Source organism: Rhizobium sp. BK591 (assembly GCF_014195045.1).
Classification (GTDB): domain Bacteria; phylum Pseudomonadota; class Alphaproteobacteria; order Rhizobiales; family Rhizobiaceae; genus Rhizobium; species Rhizobium anhuiense.
In genome coordinates, this window is record NZ_JACIAZ010000006.1 from 230,087 (window position 1) to 248,910 (window position 18,824).

An 18,824-nucleotide genomic window follows, 5' to 3' on the forward strand; every position below is an offset into this window, starting at 1 on the left:
GCAGGTTTGTCATGGTCTCGAGGACATGCCGGAAGGGGGAGAGCCGCGCGAGGATTTTGCCCCGGGCGTGCGAATTCTGGTTTTCGAGCGGCGTCTGGCGATCGCTTACCGGATCGTGAAGGATCGGGTGCAGGTGTTGAGACTGTTTTATGCCGGCCGAAATACGCCTTCGGCCTTCCGTGAAAACTGAGAACCGCCGATTTCGGACGCAACGTGCGCTTTTGGTCCCATCACGGTCACAATTCTTTGAAGGAAGTTGGTGATCCGTGGCTTGTGAGCGGCCGCAAGCCGTTATATCGCACAATCACGCCGTCAATCTCATTAGTTATGGGGAATCCATGCAGATGTCCGAAATGCAACTGACGAAACGCCGCCTGCTCAGCGGTATCGCCATCGCCGCAGCTGCCGTCGCGCTTGTCGCCTGCAACGACAGCAAGGACGCTGCCGATGCTTCGTCCTCCGGCAAGACCATGGCCGACGGCACCAATGTCGACACCATGCAGACGGCGGCCACAGCGGCGACCGACATGCCGGAGTCTGACGGCGATGTCGATATGGCCGAGGTGCTGAAGCCCGGCGCGCTGCCGGAGATGGCGCTGGGCAAGGCCGACGCCCCGGTCAAGATCGTCGAATATATGTCGATGACCTGCCCGCATTGCGCCCACTTCCACAACACCACCTTCGACACGATCAAGCAGAAGTACGTCGACAGCGGCAAGGTGCAGTTCATCATCCGCGAATTCCCCTTCGACCCGCGCGCCGCCGCAGCCTTCATGCTCGCCCGCTGCAGCTCTTCCAATCCCGAACAGTTGAGCACGCCGGAACAGTATTTCCCGATGGTTTCGATGCTGTTCAAGCAGCAGCAGATCTGGGCCGCCGCCGATGACGGCCGCGCCGCACTGCTGCAGATGTCGAAGCTTGCCGGATTTACTGAGGATAGCTTCACGAAATGCTTGACGAACCAGAAGCTTCTGGATGAAGTGAACGCCACGCGGGAAAGAGGTTCCAAGGATTTCGGCGTCAACGCCACCCCGACTTTCCTCATCAATGGCAAGCGCTACTCTGGAGACATGCCGGTTGACACCATGTCGAAGCTCATCGACAGCCTGCTCTGAACCGGATCGTTTCGATAGAACGGGCGACGGCGAAAGCCGTGCGCCCGTTTTTTTGTGGCTGCGTGACAAGCCCGCCCGGCACGCCGGAGCTTCTGCATGAAGTTCAACAAGCTGCGCCTGGTCGGCTTCAAATCCTTCGTCGAGCCGACGGAATTCATCATCGAAAGGGGGCTGACCGGCGTCGTCGGGCCGAATGGCTGCGGCAAGTCGAACCTCGTCGAAGCGCTGCGCTGGGTGATGGGCGAGAATTCCTACAAGAACATGCGCGCATCCGGCATGGACGACGTGATCTTTTCGGGTTCCGGCAACCGCCCGGCGCGCAACACCGCCGAAGTGGCGCTCTATCTCGACAATGGCGAGCGCACCGCACCGGCCGCCTTCAACGACAGCGACGAGATCCAGGTCACCCGCCGCATCGAGCGTGAGCAGGGCTCGCTCTATCGCATCAACGGCAAGGAAAGCCGCGCCAAGGACGTGCAGCTGCTGTTTGCCGACGCCTCCACCGGCGCGCGTTCGCCCTCGATGGTCGGGCAGGGGCGCATCGGCGAGCTGATCCAGGCCAAGCCGCAGGCCCGCCGCCAGCTGCTGGAAGAGGCGGCCGGCATATCGGGCCTGCATTCCCGCCGCCACGAGGCCGAACTGCGGCTGCGCGCCGCCGAAGGCAATCTCGAGCGTCTCGACGACGTCACCTCGCAGCTCGAAAGCCAGATAGAGAGCCTGAAGCGCCAGGCCCGCCAGGCCAACCGCTTCAAGACGCTGTCTGCCGACATCCGCGCCCGCGAGGCGATGCTCTTGCATATCCGCTGGGTGCAGGCCAAGGAAGCCGAAGCCGAGGCCGACAGCGCGCTGAACCAGGCGACATCAGTCGTCGCCGAAAAGGCGCAGCTGCAGATGGAGGCGGCGAAGAACCAGGGCATCGCCAGCCTGAAGCTGCCGGAACTGCGCGAGGGCGAGGCCCGCGGGGCCGCCGCGCTGCAGCGCCTGCAGATTGCCAGAAGCCAGCTCGAGGAAGATGCCGGCCGCATCCTGCGCCGCCGCGATGAGCTGACCCGCCGTCTTGCCCAGCTTGCCGAGGATATTCGCCGCGAGGAGCGGCTGGTGGCCGACAATGCCGTCATCCTGGCCAAGCTCGATGCCGAAGAGGCGGAGATTGCAGAAATCCTCGCCGATTCCGGCCGTTATGCCGAGGAGACCCGCGAGGCATTCGAGGGCGCGGCGGCCAAACTGGCCGATAGCGAGCGCATCTTCACCCAGCTGACGGCCGAGCGCGCGGAAGCCGCTGCCGGCCGCAACCAGCTGGAACGCGCCATCCGCGATCTCACCGACCGGCGGATGCGCCTCGAACGGCAGATGGATGAGGCAAACCAAGAACTCTCCGCCGTCGGCGAGAAGATATCAGGCCTGCCCGATCCGGACGAAAAACGCGCCATCGTCGAGGCCGGCGAAATGGCCGTTGCCGACGCCGAAGCCGCCGTCCAGGTGGTCGAACAGGCGCTGACATCAGCCCGCCAGACCGAGGCGCTGTCGCGCGCCCCGGTCGAGCAGGCCCGCTCGGCGCTGAATGCGCTGGAGACCGAGGCGCGAACCATTTCCCGCATGCTCGCTGCCGGTGCCGCCGCCGGTAAATTTCCGCCGGTTGCCGACGAGCTGAAGGTCGATCGCGGCTTCGAAACCGCGCTCGGCGCTGCGCTTGGCGACGATCTGGAATCGCCGCTTGATGCCGAGGCCCCGGCCCATTGGTCGGTCAATGGCGACGGCGCCGCCGATCCCGCGCTTCCCACCGGCGTAACACCGCTGCTCGACCATGTCCGCGCGCCCGCCGCGCTGACCCGCCGCCTGCGCCAGATCGGCCTGGTCGCGGGAGCGGAAGCGCAGTTGCTGATGGCGGCGCTGAAAACAGGCCAGCGGCTGGTGACGAAAGAGGGCGCCGTCTATCGTTGGGATGGCCATGTCACCGGTGCCGATGCCCCGAGTGCCGCGGCCCTACGCCTTGCCCAGAAGAACCGCCTGGCCGAACTCGAAGGCGAGGCCGCTCTTGCCCGCGACGTGCTTGCCGAAGCCGAGGAGCGGCAGGCGGCGGCAGCTGAGGCGATCCGCGCCGAGGAGCGCCGGCTTGCCGAGGCGCGCGACATGAGCCGCCTGTCGGCGCGCCATCTCGCCGAAGCCCGCGATGCGCTTGCCGCCGCCGAGCGTGCCTCCGGCGATCTCATCCGCCGCCGCGACGTCGTCAGCGAGGCCGCCAGCCAGCTGCGCGCGCAGCTGGAGGAGATCGCCGTCCAGGAGGAAAATGCCCGCATCGAACTGGAGGACGCGCCCGATCTCACCGCGATCGACGAGCGGCTGCGCTTCCAGCAGGCCGAAGTTGCGACCGATCGCGGCGCGCTCGCCGAAAGCCGAGCCCGCCATGAAAGCCTGGCCAGGGAAAACGACGCCCGCCAGCGCCGCATCATGGCGATCGGCCAGGAGCGCGAGACCTGGCGCCAGCGGGCGGCAAGCGGCGAAGATCATGTCGCCACGCTGCGCGAGCGCGAGGAAGAGGCGCGCGAAGAGGCAGCCGAGCTGGAATTGGCGCCTGATGAATTCGACGACAAGCGCCGTGCCCTGCTCAGCGAATTGCAAAAGGCCGAGGAGGCGCGCCGCCAGGCCAGCGATCTGCTGGCTGAGGCAGAACGCATCCAGCGCGAGGCCGACCAAAAGGCGACGACGGCATTGTCGGAACTTGCCGAATGCCGCGAACGCCGCGGCCGCGCCGAGGAGCGCCTGGTCTCTGCCCGCGAGAAGCGGCAGGAAAGCGAAGGCCGCATCCGCGAGGTCCTGAACGTCGCCCCCCACGAGGCGCTGCAACTGACCGGCCGCCCGGCCATGCAGGCGCTTCCCGATCCGCGCGAGGTCGAGCGCGAGCTGGAGCGTCTGAGGATCGAGCGCGAGCGGCTCGGCGCCGTCAACCTGCGCGCCGATGAGGAGCAGAAGGAACTGAGCGAGAAGCTCGAAGCGCTGATCAAGGAGCGCGACGACGTCATCGATGCGATCCGCAAGCTGCGCGGCGCCATCCAGAGCCTCAACCGAGAGGGCCGCGAGCGGCTGATCGCCGCCTTCGACATCGTCAACGCCCAGTTCCAGCGGCTGTTCACCCATCTGTTCGGCGGCGGCACCGCCGAGCTGCAACTGATCGAATCCGACGATCCGCTCGAAGCCGGCCTGGAAATCCTCGCCCGTCCGCCTGGCAAGAAGCCGCAGACCATGACGCTGCTATCGGGCGGCGAACAGGCGCTGACGGCGATGGCGCTGATCTTCGCCGTCTTCCTCACCAATCCGGCGCCGATCTGCGTGCTCGACGAAGTGGATGCGCCGCTCGACGACCACAATGTCGAGCGCTACTGCAATCTGATGGACGAAATGGCGGCCTCCACCGAGACCCGCTTCGTCATCATCACCCACAATCCGATCACCATGGCCCGCATGAACCGCCTCTTCGGCGTCACCATGGCTGAGCAGGGCGTCTCCCAGCTCGTCTCCGTCGACCTGCAGACGGCCGAGCGCCTGCGCGAGATTGCCTGAAGTTTTGTAGGGGAGAGCCTTGCGGTGTCTCTCTGCCTTGGGGAAGAGTGACATTTCTTATTTGCACAGGCCGGCAGTGCTTGCGGGGTGGATCCTCGGGTCAAGCCCTGGGATGACGGAGTGTGGGGCTGACAAGACAATGCTCCGGGCGTCTCCTCTCTTGCCGTCGCGCCCTCCGTCTCCGCATCCACATCGGCACCGGCTCTGACGCAATTTCAGCAAAGCTCTGGTGCGGTTTTGCGCCCAGAAATTGCGTAAAATCAAATGGCAGGAAATAAACACCAAAAAAGGTCGGCTTCCCAGCCTCCCGTACCCCATTTGGGTGATGCTCTTTTCGCTGACTTGCATTAGAAGTTGTTTCAACGCAACCTAATTACTTTGCTGCAAAGCGAGCGATCAAAGGTTGTGAGTTGTCGAATTTACGTGCGGTTTTCCGGGCGAGGGCAAGAATCGGAAACCGTTGGAGCAATTCCAGGAGAAGCAGCGATCTGTTTTCCCCGGAATTGCGTAAAACGAAGGTCAGAGCGGTTCTCTTTATAAAGAGCTGAACCGTTCCTGGGTTGAGGGACCCCCCGTCCGGTTTTCCTGGCCGGACGGAAACAAGGCTTTGCGGGACTTTGTTGCAGTCCCGCAAAGCTTTTTTTATGCCTTCTCTTATGTCCGGGCGATGTTTCAATCGTTTCGCCTCTGGCCGCAGCCAAGATTTATTGTGCAACGCAACATTTTGCCGCATTTGTCGATTTTCATTTCAACTCCAAGGCATTAAGCTGATAACTCAGACTGATGACACTGCCTGCCTGCTTCTCTTTCGTCACGCTTCGGGCTCGTGCCCCGGCATCTGCAACCGATCTACGCAGCAGATCCTCGGCACAAGGCCTGGGATGACGCCGAGAAAAGAGCGAGCTTTGTCAACAAACTGAGGGATTGAGCTGATCCCGGTTTGGTGTTGGGGGGAAGATGACCAAGTGGGTCTATAGGTTCGGCGACGGGCAGGCTGAGGGCCGGGCGCGCGATCACGAGATTCTGGGCGGCAAGGGCGCCAATCTCGCGGAGATGTGCAGCCTCGGGCTGCCGGTGCCGCCGGGGCTGACGATCGTCAGCGACGCCTGCACCACCTATTACAAGAACGGCCGCCGCATCGAGGAGGCCGTGAAGGCTGAAGTCCGCGCCGGCATTGCCGAGATAGAGGCGATCACCGGCCGCCATTTCGGTTCCGTCAGCCAGCCGCTGCTCTTGTCGGTGCGCTCCGGCGCCCGCGTTTCCATGCCGGGCATGATGGACACGGTGCTCAATCTCGGCCTCAACGACGAGACCGTGCAGGCGCTCGGCCACGATGCCGGCGATGCGCGTTTTGCCTGGGACAGCTACCGCCGCTTCATCCAGATGTATGCCGATGTCGTCATGGGTCTCGGCAACGACGCCTTCGAGGAGATCCTGGAAGACGAGAAGGCCAAGCTCGGCCATGAATTCGATACCGAGCTCAGCGCCTCGGAATGGCAGCATATCGTCTCGCTCTACAAGAAGCTGATCGAGGAGGAGCTGGAGCAGGAATTCCCGCAGGATCCCGAAGTCCAGCTCTGGGGTGCGGTCGGCGCGGTCTTTTCCAGCTGGATGAGTGCGCGCGCCGTCACCTACCGCCAGCTCCACAATATTCCGGAAGGATGGGGCACGGCGATCAACATCCAGGCGATGGTCTTCGGCAATCTCGGCAATTCTTCCGCCACCGGCGTCGCCTTCACCCGCAACCCCTCGACCGGCGAGAAGGCGCTTTACGGCGAATTCCTGGTCAATGCCCAGGGCGAGGATGTCGTGGCCGGCATCCGCACGCCGCAAAGCATCACCGAGGAGGGGCGGATTTCCTCCGGCTCCGAAAAGCCCTCGATGGAAAAGCTGATGCCGGAGGCTTTTCGCGAGCTCTGCCGCATCTGCACCGAGCTCGAGATCCATTACCGCGACATGCAGGATATCGAATTCACCATCGAGCGCGGCAGGCTGTGGATGCTGCAGACCCGTTCAGGCAAGCGCTCGACCCGGGCGGCGATGAAGATCGCCGTCGACATGGTCGATGAGGGCGTGATCACCGAGGACGAGGCGGTGCTGCGCATCGAGCCTTCCAGCCTCGACCAGCTGCTGCATCCAACGATCGATCCGCGCGTCACCCGCCAGGTGATCGGCACCGGGCTGCCGGCCTCGCCCGGCGCTGCCACCGGCGCCATCGTCTTCACCGCGGAAGAGGCCGTCGAGGCGGAATCCGAAGGCCGCAAGGTCATCCTGCTCCGAGTCGAAACCAGCCCCGAGGATATTCACGGCATGCATGCCGCCGAAGGCATCCTGACGACGCGCGGCGGCATGACCAGCCATGCGGCGGTGGTTGCCCGCGGCATGGGCATCCCCTGCGTCGTCGGCGCCGGCACCATGCGCATCGATCAACGCAACGAGCGGCTGCTCGGCGTCGGCGTGACGCTGAAGAAGGGCGATATCATCACCATCGACGGCTCGGCCGGCCAGGTGCTGAAGGGTGAGGTGCCGATGACCCAGCCGGAGCTGTCGGGCGATTTCGGCCGCATCATGGGCTGGGCCGACCGCGCCCGGCGCATGACGGTGCGCACCAATGCCGACACGCCGGCCGATGCGCGCGCCGCCCGCTCTTTCGGCGCCGAGGGCATCGGCCTTTGCCGCACCGAGCACATGTTCTTCGAGGGCGAGCGCATCCATGTGATGCGCGAGATGATCCTGGCCGTCGATGAGAAGGGCAGGCGGGTGGCGCTCGACAAGCTCTTGCCGATGCAGCGGCTGGATTTCACCGGCCTCTTCACCGTCATGCACGGCCTGCCGGTGACGATCCGCCTGCTCGATCCGCCGCTGCACGAATTCCTGCCGAAGACCGATGACGAGGTCGCCGAAGTCGCCTTCGCCATGGGCATGGAGGCGACCGTGCTGCGCCAGCGCGTCGATGCGCTGCACGAGTTCAACCCGATGCTCGGCCATCGCGGCTGCCGGCTGGCGATCTCCTATCCCGAAATCGTCGAGATGCAGGCCCGCGCCATCTTCGAGGCGGCGATTGCCGCGGCCCAGGAGACGGGGGCCGCCGTCGTGCCGGAGATCATGGTGCCGCTGGTCGGCCTGCGCTCCGAACTCGATTACGTCAAGGCGTGTATCGACGCGGTGGCCGGCAATGTGATGAGCGAGGCCGGCATGAAGATCGATTATCTCGTCGGCACGATGATCGAGCTGCCGCGCGCGGCCCTTCGCGCCCATGTGATTGCCGAAGCCGCCGAATTCTTCTCCTTCGGCACCAACGACCTGACGCAGACCACCTTCGGCATCTCGCGCGACGACGCCTCGGCCTTCATCCCCACCTATCAGCGCAAGGGCATCATCGAGCACGATCCCTTCATCTCGCTCGATTTCGACGGTGTCGGCGAATTAATCAGCATCGCCGCCGAACGCGGTCGGCGCACCCGCAACGACATGAAGCTCGGCATCTGCGGCGAACATGGCGGCGACCCGGCCTCGATCCGCTTCTGCGAAACGATCGGCCTCGATTATGTCTCCTGCTCGCCCTTCCGCGTGCCGATCGCCAGACTGGCGGCGGCGCAGGCGGTGATCTCAGGCGGTCTGGAAGAGATCCGGCGGGGTCCGAAAGACCTGCGGGGAAGCTTGTAAGACAGTCGGTGGAGCGTAAAAAAAGATAGTGCGGTTCTGCGCTTCCGTTAAAAGCGGAACCGCGGGGCAGGGGCGTCCATGGCACTCAGTGATGATGCCGCCAGTGATCGCGGTAGATATACGGCCCGTTCAGATCCCAGGCCATGCTCTGCATCAGCTCGGCGCTCTGCGCCCGTGATTCGGCCCGCCGGTCGAGTTCGATGCGCTGCAGGCAGGTGGCAAAACCATCCGTGCCGCGCCGGAAGCCGTAGCCGAGGCACCGCTGCTCATCCGCCGCCCGCCGCTCCTCCGGCGTCATCGTCTGGCAGGCGGAGAGCCCGGCGATGATGGTGGCTAGGGCGGTGACGAGAAGGGGATAGCGCATGGGTTTATTCCTTGGAATGCATTTCCCAGAGGAAAGTCCTTTCAGCCGATGCCGTCAAGCCGCCCTTCATCCGCCTGCCGGCACCGACCGGGGTCGAGACGAGTGGCTCGGCTATGTCTACGCCGCCCCGGCCGGATCCCCGATCGGCAGCAGCGCCGGATTGAGCGGCGGATCCTGCGGGTTCTTCGTATCGGCCGGGTCCTGCGCCGGCGTCAGCGGCGGTTTTTGCTGGATGGGGTCGGGAATGCCGGGGGTCGGCGTCGGGCCGCGCGGCGTATCGGCATTGGGTGTCGGGATCGGGTCTTTGTTGGGCATGAGTGCCTCCTTTTCGAAAAAGGAACGGCATCGTCCGCATATGGTTCCACTTTCGCCACCGGACATTCCTCTGTATGAGGGGACTGGAAAACACTGGAACGAGCATGGCCATTCGCGATCGATTTTCGAAAAAACTGAGCTGCCCGCAATGCGGCAATGAGGGCTTTGCCGAGGCCTCGGAAGTTGATGATCCCAAGCGCAAGCACCCGGATTTCAAGGTCGATCAGCTGCCGCGCGGTTTTGGCGTGCAACGGCCTGCCAATCAGCAGGAAAATTTCGTGATCAAGTGCGAATGCGGGCGCAAGTTTCCCTTCCGCAGCGTTGCGGAAGCCGCGGCCGAGCGTCGCTAAAATGTTGATCTAGAACCTAGATCCGCTCCAGCAATTCGACGAAGGCATCGGCAAAACGCACCAGCGGCGCGGTGTCTTCATCCGGCGCCTGCATGCGGATCTCCGTGCCGTGATCATCGAGTAGCGCCAGCACGACGCGCATCGCCTGGCCGTCGCCTGGAATGCGCAGCACGGCGATGCGGCGGCAATCCTGCACGAGGCCTGCGGCCGGCAGGTCGAACAGCAGTTCGCCGCCGGAGCGTTCGGCTGCCCGGCGCACCGCCTCGCAGAAGCCAGCCTCGCCGCCGGTATAACCTTCGAGCGAAAGTTCGAGCTCGAGCAGCTCCATCGGCAGCGTCGGCTCGGACTGGTGGTCGATCCCGCCAAGCGCAGACGCCTGCGGCCTTGCTGCTATCTCGGGTGAAATCATCCCGTCTCTCCTGTCTCTCTATCGGAGATGAAACCGCGGCAGAATGGCCTTTTTTTGGCATATCAGCAAGGGCTTATGAAGCAGCCCCCGTCTCGTCATGGCCTTCGCCGTGGATTCAAACGCAATGCTTCAGACAATGGTTTCAATTTAGCCGAATCTTGCCCCAGATCCGGATGATTTTAGGCCGGGCCGGCCAAAAATCTGAATCCGGATCTAAATCAAAGAATAGAGCATGATGTCGTCCGAAAACCGCTTCACACTTTTCGGCATCTTGCTCTAAACAGGGGTGAGGCGATTTGCGTGGTCGAACCCGCGGGCGCTGACGAGCAACCGGTAAGTTTGATGGCCATCCGCTTCGACCGTCCCGTTTCCAGCGCCGCCCGCTTTTCGCGGCTGCTCGGGGCGTTTTCCCTGGTGCTGGCGCTGGCGGTGATCATCGCCCACCGCTTCGGCGGTCTGGCCACACCCTATCTGGTGCTGCTGTTGATTGCCGCCGCCGGCGGCGCGCTGCTCGCCGCCATGCTCGCAGCCCTCGGGCTGCGCAGCCTCTGGATGACGGGGGCCGAAGGCGGGCTGGCGGCGCTGGCAGCACTGATCTATGCCGCCTTTCCGCTTGCTATCGGCGCCTTTGCTACCGAGAACTATCTGACGCTGCCTGATATTTACGACGTCTCCACCGATCCGGTCTCCGCACCCGACTGGCTGTCGCCGCCGCACTCCGACCAGATCTGGCTGAAGCGCAATCCGGAGGTGACACCGGAGGATCGCGAAAAGCAGCTCACCGCCTATCCCGAACTGACCGGCCGGCGTTATGAAGGCGCACTCGACCGCGTGCTGGAAGCAGTGCGCAAGGTCGCCAAGATGAGCGGCATCACGATTACCCACAGCAACGGCGACACCGAGCCCGGCCGCGATCCCGAGGACATGCCGGTCAAGCCGCCGCAGCCGAACGACGATGCCGTGGCCGATGCGCCCGATATCATCCCCGTGCCGACGCCGCGCCCCTATGACGACGACGTCGCCAAGCTGATCCGCGGCGCCAACGGCGTGACGCTGCAGGGCACCACCCGCACGCTGATCCTCGGCCTGCGCTTCGATATCCTCATCCGGCTGCGCGAAGAAGCCGAAACCACCTTCGTCGACATCCGCGTCGCCTCCCGCTACGGCCAGCACGACCTCGGCTTCAGCGCCGAAATCGCCGGCGATTATCTGAAGGCGCTGGATGCCGAGCTCTTGGGGATTGCGGGTGGGTGAGCCGCGGTGGCGCAAAGCGCCAGCAATCGATCCAGTGAATCGATTGCAGTTGCGAACGCCCTGAGCCCAAGCGAAGGGCCGGGATAGGGTGCGGCGGACTCGACGCCCTGCGAGCCGCAGCCTCTCGATTCCCTCTTCTCCCCGAGAGGAGAAGAGATTTGCGGCAATCTCTCCGTTCCTCGCTCGCTCTCGCAGGGTTCGACCTCACTAAGGTTAGGGTGAGGGGCACCTATCCGCGCAAACCGACAGGCACATCACCGTCACCCCTCCACCACCAACCACCCGGTATACCGCACCACCAACCCCGTCAGCCGCCCACCGATTTCCACATGAAAGTGGAACCGCCCATCCTGCTCCTCCTCATAGGTATCGCCACCCGGCGCCAGAAACAGCGGCAGCGGAATCCCGCAAAACCGCCAGCCGCGCACCACGAGCCGCAGCCTGTCCCCATCCGGCACCGGCGCCATCAGCACCCGGAACGGCCCGAACACCTCGGCGAGCAGGTGCCGGTCGCGGCCCTTGCCTTCGGCCTGCCAGCTGCGGAACACCTTGCCGCCGAAATCGCGGGTCCAGATCTCCCTGTCGCCATCACTCACAAAACGCACCGTGACCGGCACATCCTCACCCGCCTTGGGAAAGCCGATGACCCCGGCGACGATCCGCGCCAGCAGCCCGCCGCCGCGCTCGATCCGCGCCCGGCCGGAGGCAACGCGGGCGCCGCCGGCATGCAGGGCTGATAGGGCGGGCGGCAGCCGCTCCCAGGCGCTGCCGAGAATCCTGTGGTAGAGAGGCAGGGGCGCCTCCTCGTTTTCCATCCGGATGCCGGATGTGATCTGAAAACGTCGGAACGCCGCTTCGAAATCCGCAAGCCGCAATTCCCCCGCCGCCGGCCGGGCGCCATTCTCCGGCCGCACGCCGCTGAGCAGCCGGCGCACCAGCGCGTCGACGCCGATGATGGGAATGAACGGCCCGTCATCACCTTCGGCAATCAGATGCCAGCCAGCTGTCAGCTTGCTCCCCGCGTGATCGACGCCGCCGGCGCGGACGAACATGCCGCCGCGATGTTCGCCGATCGCGAAAGCATGGCTGGCGCGCTGCAGCAGTCGAGAAAACGGCAGCAGCGACGGCAATAGCCGGAGGTGGACGAGCCGTGCCGCAAGGCTGAGCAAGTGCTGCAGCGGCTGCGGCTGCGTGCCGACCCCGGTGAAGCTGGATTTAAGATCAGCAAAGCGCCCCGGCAGCAGCGCCAGGTCAGGCGCATCGACCAGCAGGAATTTCCGGCTGCGCAGCGGCGGAACCCCCGGCGGCGCCACCGTCACCCGCATCGCATCGATCAGCCCGCGCCCGGCGGCCGGCTGCCCATTGCGCAGCACCGTGACCTTCCTGCCGGCATAGGTGGCGATTGCTCTCACGACATTGAGCCCGATCCGCACATGCGGCGAGGGGGCAATGCCGGCCGCGACACTGTCGATCCGCGAGAAATGCGGCGCCATCGCATCGAGTGCCGCGAAGGAGAGAGCGGGCAGGCTGCTCAGCCCCGAGAGCGCGAAGGTGCCCTTGGCCTTGGCCGCCGCATCGAGCCCATCGATGCCGGCGACGAAACCGGTGCTGTCGGCGATATCGGCATAATCGATACTCAGATCGATGCAGGCCTCGACCACCTTATAGGCATCCTCCCCGAAGGTCTGGAACGGCCCCGAGGCATCGACGACGAGATGCGGCCGCAGCCGCGTCAGCTGTTCGGTGAGATCGCCGTCTCGGTCGAAGCTGACGGCCTGCACCATCGCGCCGAGATTGTTGCTGCCCAGGCCCTCGGCTCCATCCTTCGGCGTCCGCAGATCTGCAACGAAATCGTCGGCCTTTTCAAGCGAGCGCCCGGCAACCAAGAGCCTCAGCCTGGGTTGATCGCCAAGCAGCCGGGCAAGCCGCCCGCCGAACGTGCCGTATCCGCCGATGATGAGCAGCGAGAACCGGTCGTCGCTCATGTGATGAAGCGGCTTCGCTGCTCCGGCGTCGGCACCATGCAGCTTTGCCGCCCGGCAATCTTCAGCCGGTTGCGGGCGATGAATTCATAGAGCGCATCGGCCGCCCGCCGCGGCAGCAGCCGGAAGAGCTTGACCAGCGAATAGGGAAAGCCGAGGCCCGCCACCATGCGGATCGAGCCGTCGGATTTGAAGAAGGCGCGGCCGTTTTCGATCAGGATATTGGTCTCGTAGTCGCGCGCGTGCAGCCCGTAATGCCGGTAGAGCGCTTCGCCGAGCGGTGTCTGCGCCGCGAGGAAGCGGTATCGCTGCCGCTTGTCATGTTTCAGCGCGAATTTCACCCAGCCGGAGCAGAATACGCATTGGCCATCGAAAACGATCAACGGCCGGTCATCGGCAAAACCGGGCACATCGGCATCGTCGCGATAGCTGTAATCGGCTCGGGGCGTCATCCCTATCTCCCTGTTGCCGGCCGGTAGAGGGCGGCAAGCGAAGGCGGCCCATCCGCCGCAATCTCGCCGCGCTGCAAAAGGTCCTCGATATGGGCGAGCACGGAAAGGGCCGCCGCCCCATGCAGCTTCGGATCGGTATCGCGATAGATCACCTTCACCATCTCGGCGATCCGCCCGTCGCCGGCCTGGACGCGCGCCAGCACCGCCTGCTCGCGCCTGAGGCGATGCGCCTTCAGCGCCCGGAGGAAACTGGCCGGCTGCGTCACCGGCCCGCCATGGCCGGGCAGCAACAGCCGGTCCTCGCGTTCAATCAGCCGCTCGAGCGAGGCCATGTAATCCGCCATCGAACCATCCGGGGGTGCCACGATCGAGGTCGACCAGGCCATGACGTGATCGCCGGAGAAGAGGATGTCTCGCCCCGCGAGCGCGAAGGCGGCATGATTGGCCGTGTGCCCCGGCGTCAGCACCGCGCTCAGCGCCCAGCCATCGCCCGATACGGTCTGATCGTCACCGAGCACTATATCGGGCACGAAAGATAGATCCGAGCTTTCGGAAAAGGGATTGGTCTCACCCTCGCGCAGCGGCCGCGCCGGCCGGTGCGGCCCTTGCCCCACCGTTACCGCCCCCGTCGCCGTCTGCAGGCGCTTGGCCAGCGGCGAGTGGTCGCGATGTGTGTGGCTGACGAAGATATGCGTCACCGCGCGGCCGGCGAGCGCTGCCATCAGCACCTGAAAATGCGCCTCGTCCTCCGGACCGGGATCGATGACCGCGACGGAGGAAGCGCCGACGATATAGCTGTTGGTGCCGAAAAAGGTGAAAGGCCCGGGATTGTTCGCGGTGATCCGCTCGACCCCTGCAACAACCGGCACGGCTTGCCCATAGGCCGGCTCGAAAGCGAGGTCGAATGCGGGACTGTCCATGAAGGAATGATCTCGGGCCGATGACGTCGCCACTTCCTAGCACGACGGCGGGTGCTGCGCAGCGCATAAATCTGCGTCGGGCTAAACTTAGTCATTGTGACAGTCGAAGAGCTTTGCTAATCAGGCGTCGATTTGAGCAAGCGGTTTCCGCTCAAGCTCTGGTGGGGCGTCGCCAAGCGGTAAGGCAACGGTTTTTGGTACCGTCATCCCTGGTTCGAATCCAGGCGCCCCAGCCAGCTCTCGTGTTTTTCGGGATAAAACAGCCATTTAGATGACATTACAAAGTGCTCACCGTAACAATTCAGCGTAGCAGCTTAGCTTTCGACAGTTCAATCTGGCAACGCGTCGTCTTCGTCTCGCTCGCCAAGCAACGCCATGCGCCAAAATTGTTCTGCCTGCTTGGCTAAAATCCGCTCCCGTTCCTTTAGGCTTGACGCTTCACCGCTCACTGCTAGGCGTGCATCTTCCACAAAGTCGCAGCTGCAATCGGTCAGGCGGAACAGATGATTGTAGATCGGCCTCGTGTCCACTTCCTTCATGAGTGAGTGTGCCATGAACGTGTCGCGGAACGCTTTCAAGGTCCTCAATCCGCCACGCCCGAACTTGCCTCTAAAGGTGTTCGAGTATCCAGCCGACGCCCGACCCAGAGCCGACGCACAATCTTCTTCAAAGACGTTCGCGAATGTCCTGTCGTGAGGAAGCCAGTTCCGCGCGCGGGCATTGAGCTCTTTCTGGCATCGCTTCTGACGTAAAAGGCGAACGGCGAGTGGAATGGAGGCAACGTCCCGCGAATTCACGGGCGGTTGCGGTTCCCTACATCATAGAGTCGAGCTAGATGCATAGCGAGATCGAATGCTAAGCTCTGCATGATCGTATTGAAGGCGTCCGCTCCGGGGAGTGTTCGGCATCGCCTGAACGATAGCGTTGCCGGCTTCCATCGTGGCTTCGATGCGGATCGCGTTGACTACGTTCCGATAGAGGATCGGCATCATTTTATCGAGGCGGGCAATAGCGTCCGCTTTGGATAGCCTCACAACCTTCTTTTTCTTTGCCATTATTTCTTCGAAGGGGAGAAAATTTCGACAAGTTTTTTCGCCCGTCGCGTCGTGTCATATAGCAAGAAGTAAAAGCGCTTGTCACCTTGGATAGAGTAATGATTCAATTTATGATATTCTACGTTGTCAGCTGCTAATGACAACTGATAGTAAATATTCGAGAGTTCGTCCTTTAAACCTGACAGATCGACCCTTGCTCGACGCTCGCCAGCAATCTCCACGCTAACGAGGACGCTACCGTTATCCAAGCTCGTCTCTACAAAGAGCAGCCCTAAGCGAATCAGATTGCTGATCGAGGATGACGTGACATGTTCACCGATTGAGGCGCTTTCTGAACTTCATTCCCCATACGCGAATCTCCACCCGTCAAAGTCTAATAGTGGCTCTGTCTTCAACCACAAACAAGGAGCCCGCCGGTGTAGATCGGCAGGCTTTCTTGTTCAGGTCAGTCGCGTCTTCTCCGCTGATATCCTGGTGTTGATTGTAAGGTTGCATACCTGGTCGGGCCTCGCCACGGCTGATCTACTGTGAGCCATCGACGCGCTGCACCTCGTAGTAGCCATCGCCCTCGCTCAGGAAGTATTCTGATTGAGCAGGGAGTATTTTCCGATCCAGTTTCACTGCCGCAAGCGGATTGTGAACGACCGCCATTGGTCGGGTTTCTCCGATCGCCAGAAGCTCATCAACATCCACAGCCCAAATTGCACTGACTGGCGAGAATTCAGGATCAAAAAATGTGTCCGCCGGTACCGCTGCGCCCTTAGGCTTAGCGATATATGTACGATGTTGAAGACCCGAACCGGCTTGCTGAAGAGTTTGACGATCGATAGTCACCTGTAGCGGGCGGCAAAAGTAGCCTCGACGGCGTAAGGCAATTGGCTTATCCCGTGAAGTTCCGGAATTGCACCGCCGAAGCCGCGCAATAGTCGCCCGTTGATGGCGATAACGTAGGCGTCGCTGGGTGTTACGATCCCCTTCTCAATGTAGCCAGGAATCCGCTCTCCCGTTTTACGATCCGCTCTCCCAAGCAGCTTCTCCGCTTTCTCTTTAATGGCAGACGTCCAGCGCAAGAGAATTTCTTCATGAGGAAGCGAGACAACATTTCCGCTAACGTGATTGATCCATTCGTCAGGAAGCCCCCTGGGTTCTGGCGTGACCACCTCTATCCATAGACGGCCTTTTCCTAGATCGATAAGAAAGTCTGGCCCTGGCTCTTGGTGCAGCGGCTTGAGGCCAGCGGTGATAAGTTGGTCGGCGAGAAGGATTTCCGATAATTGCTGCCAGAAAGCATTGGGATTTTCCGAGCAAAGCTTTTTTTCTGCATCTCCGTCAACGAGGTTCGAACCAAGGATGCGCATGCACAGCTCGCAAACGGCTTCCCGAATTTCCGATCCTTTGGCGCTGGTCCAAGGATAGCGCCGCTCAATTGATGCTTTCAGATCCATTGTTTGGAAGGTGGTCCTTGTCAACGCGTGTTTTCCGATAGCCCGGCCGACCATGTCGCGTCGATCGGCGGCGGGCGCATGAGTTTGTGTCCAGCCTGCGGCCGCGAAACATTGGAGCCTGACGAGACGTTCAAGACATCATAACGAGCTCGGCCTCAGCCGTGATTACGCATGGGGTTGTGGTATCACCATGCAGGCGGCCGTGGCATACGATCTTAACATGATACCGTGCGAAACCGTCTGCGTCGTCCGAATCCGGCTCTCCTTCCGGCTCGAAGAAACAAGTTATCACCGCCGTAGATGGCAACCGTCCATCCTCCTTTCCTGGCATTAAACAGTTCACAATTGTGCCGGGTAGCCCAAACGCTTCTTGCGGCCGATCACTCTCACCAATCTTAACGTTATGTGGAAAGAGTTTGACACGGTTAATCGGCACCGCTTCGAGGTAATTGACACTCAGCGGACGCCGGTTGCGGTTCGTAACAGTGATCTGAGCGACAGGCGAAAAATCCTCTCCGACAGTGCACCGTACCATCATATCGGGCTCGACGTTCCCCAACTGATGATCAATTTGCTTCTCCTGGGCCGCGACCTGCCTTCTAAGCGCGAAGAGTGTCACAAACGCAGCGAGCGCCGCCGCCCAGCCACTGGTTGCGGTCAACCATTCGCGCAAGCAAATCTCATCTTCCCTACAGAACAGCGACCGTGTTGGAGTAAAGCCGGAAATCACAACCATGACTACGATGATCATAATCGCCCCGGCGATAGGAGCGGCCCACTTGTCCATGAAATTCATCGCATTGGCTCCCCCAGATCCGGCGCGATTGTATTCATCGTGGATGCTGGGCGGCAAGGGTCGCGGGCGGAAACATTCCGTCGGTCAAAGGGGCCGCATGTGGCGCCGGCGCATATAGATGACCGGGGTCTATTCGTCCGAGCAGCCGGCGGGGGAAGTCGCACAGCGCCTTTCGCAGGTTCGAGTGCGGCAACTCCCGATAGCCCGCCGGTCTTGCGCCTCACCCACGCTCTGCGAACAGACGGACACCCGTCACTTCCGCAAGCTTCGCCACCAGCGCATCCTGAAATCCAGCATCAGCAACTTCCGCCGCCGCCTCCCGCCGCTGCCGATGATACCAATACCCGCCACTCACCTTCGCCGCGCCATCATCGCTCATCGCGAGCCACGTCTGCGTAAGATGCCCCATCTCCAGGTCATCGGGCGCGCCGGCGCCGCCCATCTTGGTCGGCACCCAGCCGGGGTCCACCGCGTTGCTGAGAACATCCGGCCAATGGCGGGCGAGGGCGGCGGCGAGGGTGGCGATGTAGAGCTTGCTTTCCGAATAGGCCTGGCTGGCGTTCCACGGCCGCTTCTTCCAGTCGATATCGTCAAGGGCGCTGCTGCCGCTGCGGTGCATGCCGCTGCTGAGATAGACCAGGCGATCGGGGCGGGTGATCCAGGCGGTGAGCAGATAGGGGGCAAGCACATTCACCGCCAGCGTCTTGGCGTGACCATCCGGCGTTTCGCCGCGGCTCCGCTCGAGGTAGATGCCGGCATTGTGGATGACGGCATCCATGCGGCCGATGGCGTTGACCTGCTCGGCAATCGAGCGCGTTTCGGTGGCGCTGGCGAGATCGCCGATGACAAGCCCAAGTGCCGCAGCCGAAATCTCGGCGAGGGCGGAGGCGCGCTCGCGGGAGCGGGCGTGCAGCACGACGTCATGGCCCTCCTTCATCAGGGTGCGGGCGGCGGCAAGGCCGAGGCCATCGGTGGAACCGGTGATGAAGATGCGGCTCATGGGGTTTCCCTTCGCGGTGGCGTGGAGGGCGCAGAGTGCTTGGGTAGGGGTGCCTGGGTCAAGGTGGGATGGTGGACAAGTCCGCCAGCGAGTGGGTGCGGTTTTGCAGATTGGTTCCCACCTATTCCGTCATCCTCGGGCTT

Annotated in this window: 17 protein-coding genes and 1 tRNA gene; 6 read left to right on the forward strand and 12 right to left on the reverse strand. The window is 62.7% G+C overall.

Features of this window, described 5'->3' with window-relative positions:
* Nucleotides 1-344 precede the first annotated feature (344 nt).
* From FHX10_RS25605 to ppdK, 3 genes are all read left to right on the forward strand, one after another.
* On the forward strand, nucleotides 345-1,115 hold the full coding sequence (locus tag FHX10_RS25605) for a DsbA family protein (protein ID WP_373289073.1): 771 nt from the start codon (nucleotides 345-347) through the stop codon (nucleotides 1,113-1,115).
* 96 nt (nucleotides 1,116-1,211) lie between these two features.
* Nucleotides 1,212-4,673, forward strand: coding sequence for a chromosome segregation protein SMC (gene smc / locus FHX10_RS25610; protein ID WP_183908660.1), 3,462 nt, complete (start codon nucleotides 1,212-1,214; stop codon nucleotides 4,671-4,673).
* A 957-nt stretch (nucleotides 4,674-5,630) separates the two neighbouring features.
* A complete protein-coding gene (gene ppdK, locus FHX10_RS25615; RefSeq protein ID WP_168333470.1) occupies nucleotides 5,631-8,339 on the forward strand; it encodes a pyruvate, phosphate dikinase in 2,709 nt (902 codons plus the stop codon).
* Between the two features lie 85 nt (nucleotides 8,340-8,424).
* Here the strand turns inward: ppdK and FHX10_RS25620 are convergent, their stop codons facing one another.
* Complete coding sequence (locus FHX10_RS25620) at nucleotides 8,425-8,703, reverse strand: hypothetical protein (protein WP_028757165.1); 279 nt, start codon at nucleotides 8,701-8,703, stop codon at nucleotides 8,425-8,427.
* A gap of 117 nt (nucleotides 8,704-8,820) precedes the next feature.
* Complete coding sequence (locus FHX10_RS25625) at nucleotides 8,821-9,018, reverse strand: hypothetical protein (RefSeq protein WP_012756389.1); 198 nt, start codon at nucleotides 9,016-9,018, stop codon at nucleotides 8,821-8,823.
* A gap of 104 nt (nucleotides 9,019-9,122) precedes the next feature.
* Here FHX10_RS25625 and FHX10_RS25630 point away from each other — a divergent pair, with 104 nt between their 5' ends.
* Nucleotides 9,123-9,368 carry a hypothetical protein gene (locus tag FHX10_RS25630; protein WP_028757164.1) on the forward strand — a complete coding sequence of 82 codons (246 nt, stop codon included), beginning with the start codon at nucleotides 9,123-9,125 and terminating at the stop codon, nucleotides 9,366-9,368.
* A gap of 16 nt (nucleotides 9,369-9,384) precedes the next feature.
* On the opposite strand, the gene FHX10_RS25635 is transcribed toward FHX10_RS25630, so the two are convergent.
* Complete coding sequence (locus FHX10_RS25635) at nucleotides 9,385-9,777, reverse strand: hypothetical protein (protein WP_028757163.1); 393 nt, start codon at nucleotides 9,775-9,777, stop codon at nucleotides 9,385-9,387.
* Nucleotides 9,778-10,119: 342 nt separating this feature from the next.
* On the opposite strand from FHX10_RS25635, the gene FHX10_RS25640 reads away from it, so the two are divergent.
* Nucleotides 10,120-11,031, forward strand: a complete 912-nt coding sequence (locus FHX10_RS25640) for a DUF1499 domain-containing protein (RefSeq protein WP_168333510.1) — start codon at nucleotides 10,120-10,122, stop codon at nucleotides 11,029-11,031.
* A 260-nt stretch (nucleotides 11,032-11,291) separates the two neighbouring features.
* Here the strand turns inward: FHX10_RS25640 and FHX10_RS25645 are convergent, their stop codons facing one another.
* From FHX10_RS25645 to FHX10_RS25655, 3 genes are read right to left on the reverse strand one after another with little or no spacing between them, the layout of a single operon-like run.
* The gene (locus FHX10_RS25645; RefSeq protein WP_168333469.1) at nucleotides 11,292-13,016 is read right to left on the reverse strand and encodes an SDR family oxidoreductase; all 1,725 of its coding nucleotides are present in this window, start codon (nucleotides 13,014-13,016) and stop codon (nucleotides 11,292-11,294) included.
* Complete coding sequence (locus FHX10_RS25650) at nucleotides 13,013-13,465, reverse strand: thiol-disulfide oxidoreductase DCC family protein (RefSeq protein ID WP_168333468.1); 453 nt, start codon at nucleotides 13,463-13,465, stop codon at nucleotides 13,013-13,015. Before FHX10_RS25650 ends, FHX10_RS25645 begins: the two co-directional genes overlap by 4 nt.
* Nucleotides 13,466-13,467: 2 nt before the next feature.
* On the reverse strand, nucleotides 13,468-14,385 hold the full coding sequence (locus FHX10_RS25655) for an MBL fold metallo-hydrolase (protein ID WP_168333467.1): 918 nt from the start codon (nucleotides 14,383-14,385) through the stop codon (nucleotides 13,468-13,470).
* A gap of 162 nt (nucleotides 14,386-14,547) precedes the next feature.
* Between FHX10_RS25655 and FHX10_RS25660 the strand changes: the two genes are divergently transcribed.
* Nucleotides 14,548-14,621, forward strand: a tRNA-Gln gene (locus FHX10_RS25660).
* Nucleotides 14,622-14,714: 93 nt separating this feature from the next.
* Here FHX10_RS25660 and FHX10_RS35715 read toward each other — a convergent pair.
* The 6 genes from FHX10_RS35715 to FHX10_RS25690 form a co-directional block, all read right to left on the reverse strand.
* Nucleotides 14,715-14,963: a hypothetical protein gene (locus FHX10_RS35715; protein ID WP_343227621.1), complete on the reverse strand. Its 249-nt coding sequence runs from the start codon at nucleotides 14,961-14,963 to the stop codon at nucleotides 14,715-14,717.
* A 240-nt stretch (nucleotides 14,964-15,203) separates the two neighbouring features.
* Nucleotides 15,204-15,440, reverse strand: a complete 237-nt coding sequence (locus FHX10_RS25670; RefSeq protein ID WP_184390546.1) for a hypothetical protein — start codon at nucleotides 15,438-15,440, stop codon at nucleotides 15,204-15,206.
* A 522-nt stretch (nucleotides 15,441-15,962) separates the two neighbouring features.
* A complete protein-coding gene (locus tag FHX10_RS25675; RefSeq protein WP_168334174.1) occupies nucleotides 15,963-16,274 on the reverse strand; it encodes a hypothetical protein in 312 nt (103 codons plus the stop codon).
* Nucleotides 16,271-16,909 carry a hypothetical protein gene (locus FHX10_RS25680; protein WP_168334173.1) on the reverse strand — a complete coding sequence of 213 codons (639 nt, stop codon included), beginning with the start codon at nucleotides 16,907-16,909 and terminating at the stop codon, nucleotides 16,271-16,273. Before FHX10_RS25680 ends, FHX10_RS25675 begins: the two co-directional genes overlap by 4 nt.
* A gap of 106 nt (nucleotides 16,910-17,015) precedes the next feature.
* Nucleotides 17,016-17,681 (reverse strand): hypothetical protein, encoded by a 666-nt coding sequence (locus tag FHX10_RS25685; RefSeq protein WP_184390549.1) that lies wholly within the window; start codon nucleotides 17,679-17,681, stop codon nucleotides 17,016-17,018.
* A gap of 220 nt (nucleotides 17,682-17,901) precedes the next feature.
* A complete protein-coding gene (locus FHX10_RS25690) occupies nucleotides 17,902-18,681 on the reverse strand; it encodes an SDR family NAD(P)-dependent oxidoreductase (RefSeq protein WP_028757105.1) in 780 nt (259 codons plus the stop codon).
* Nucleotides 18,682-18,824 lie beyond the last annotated feature (143 nt).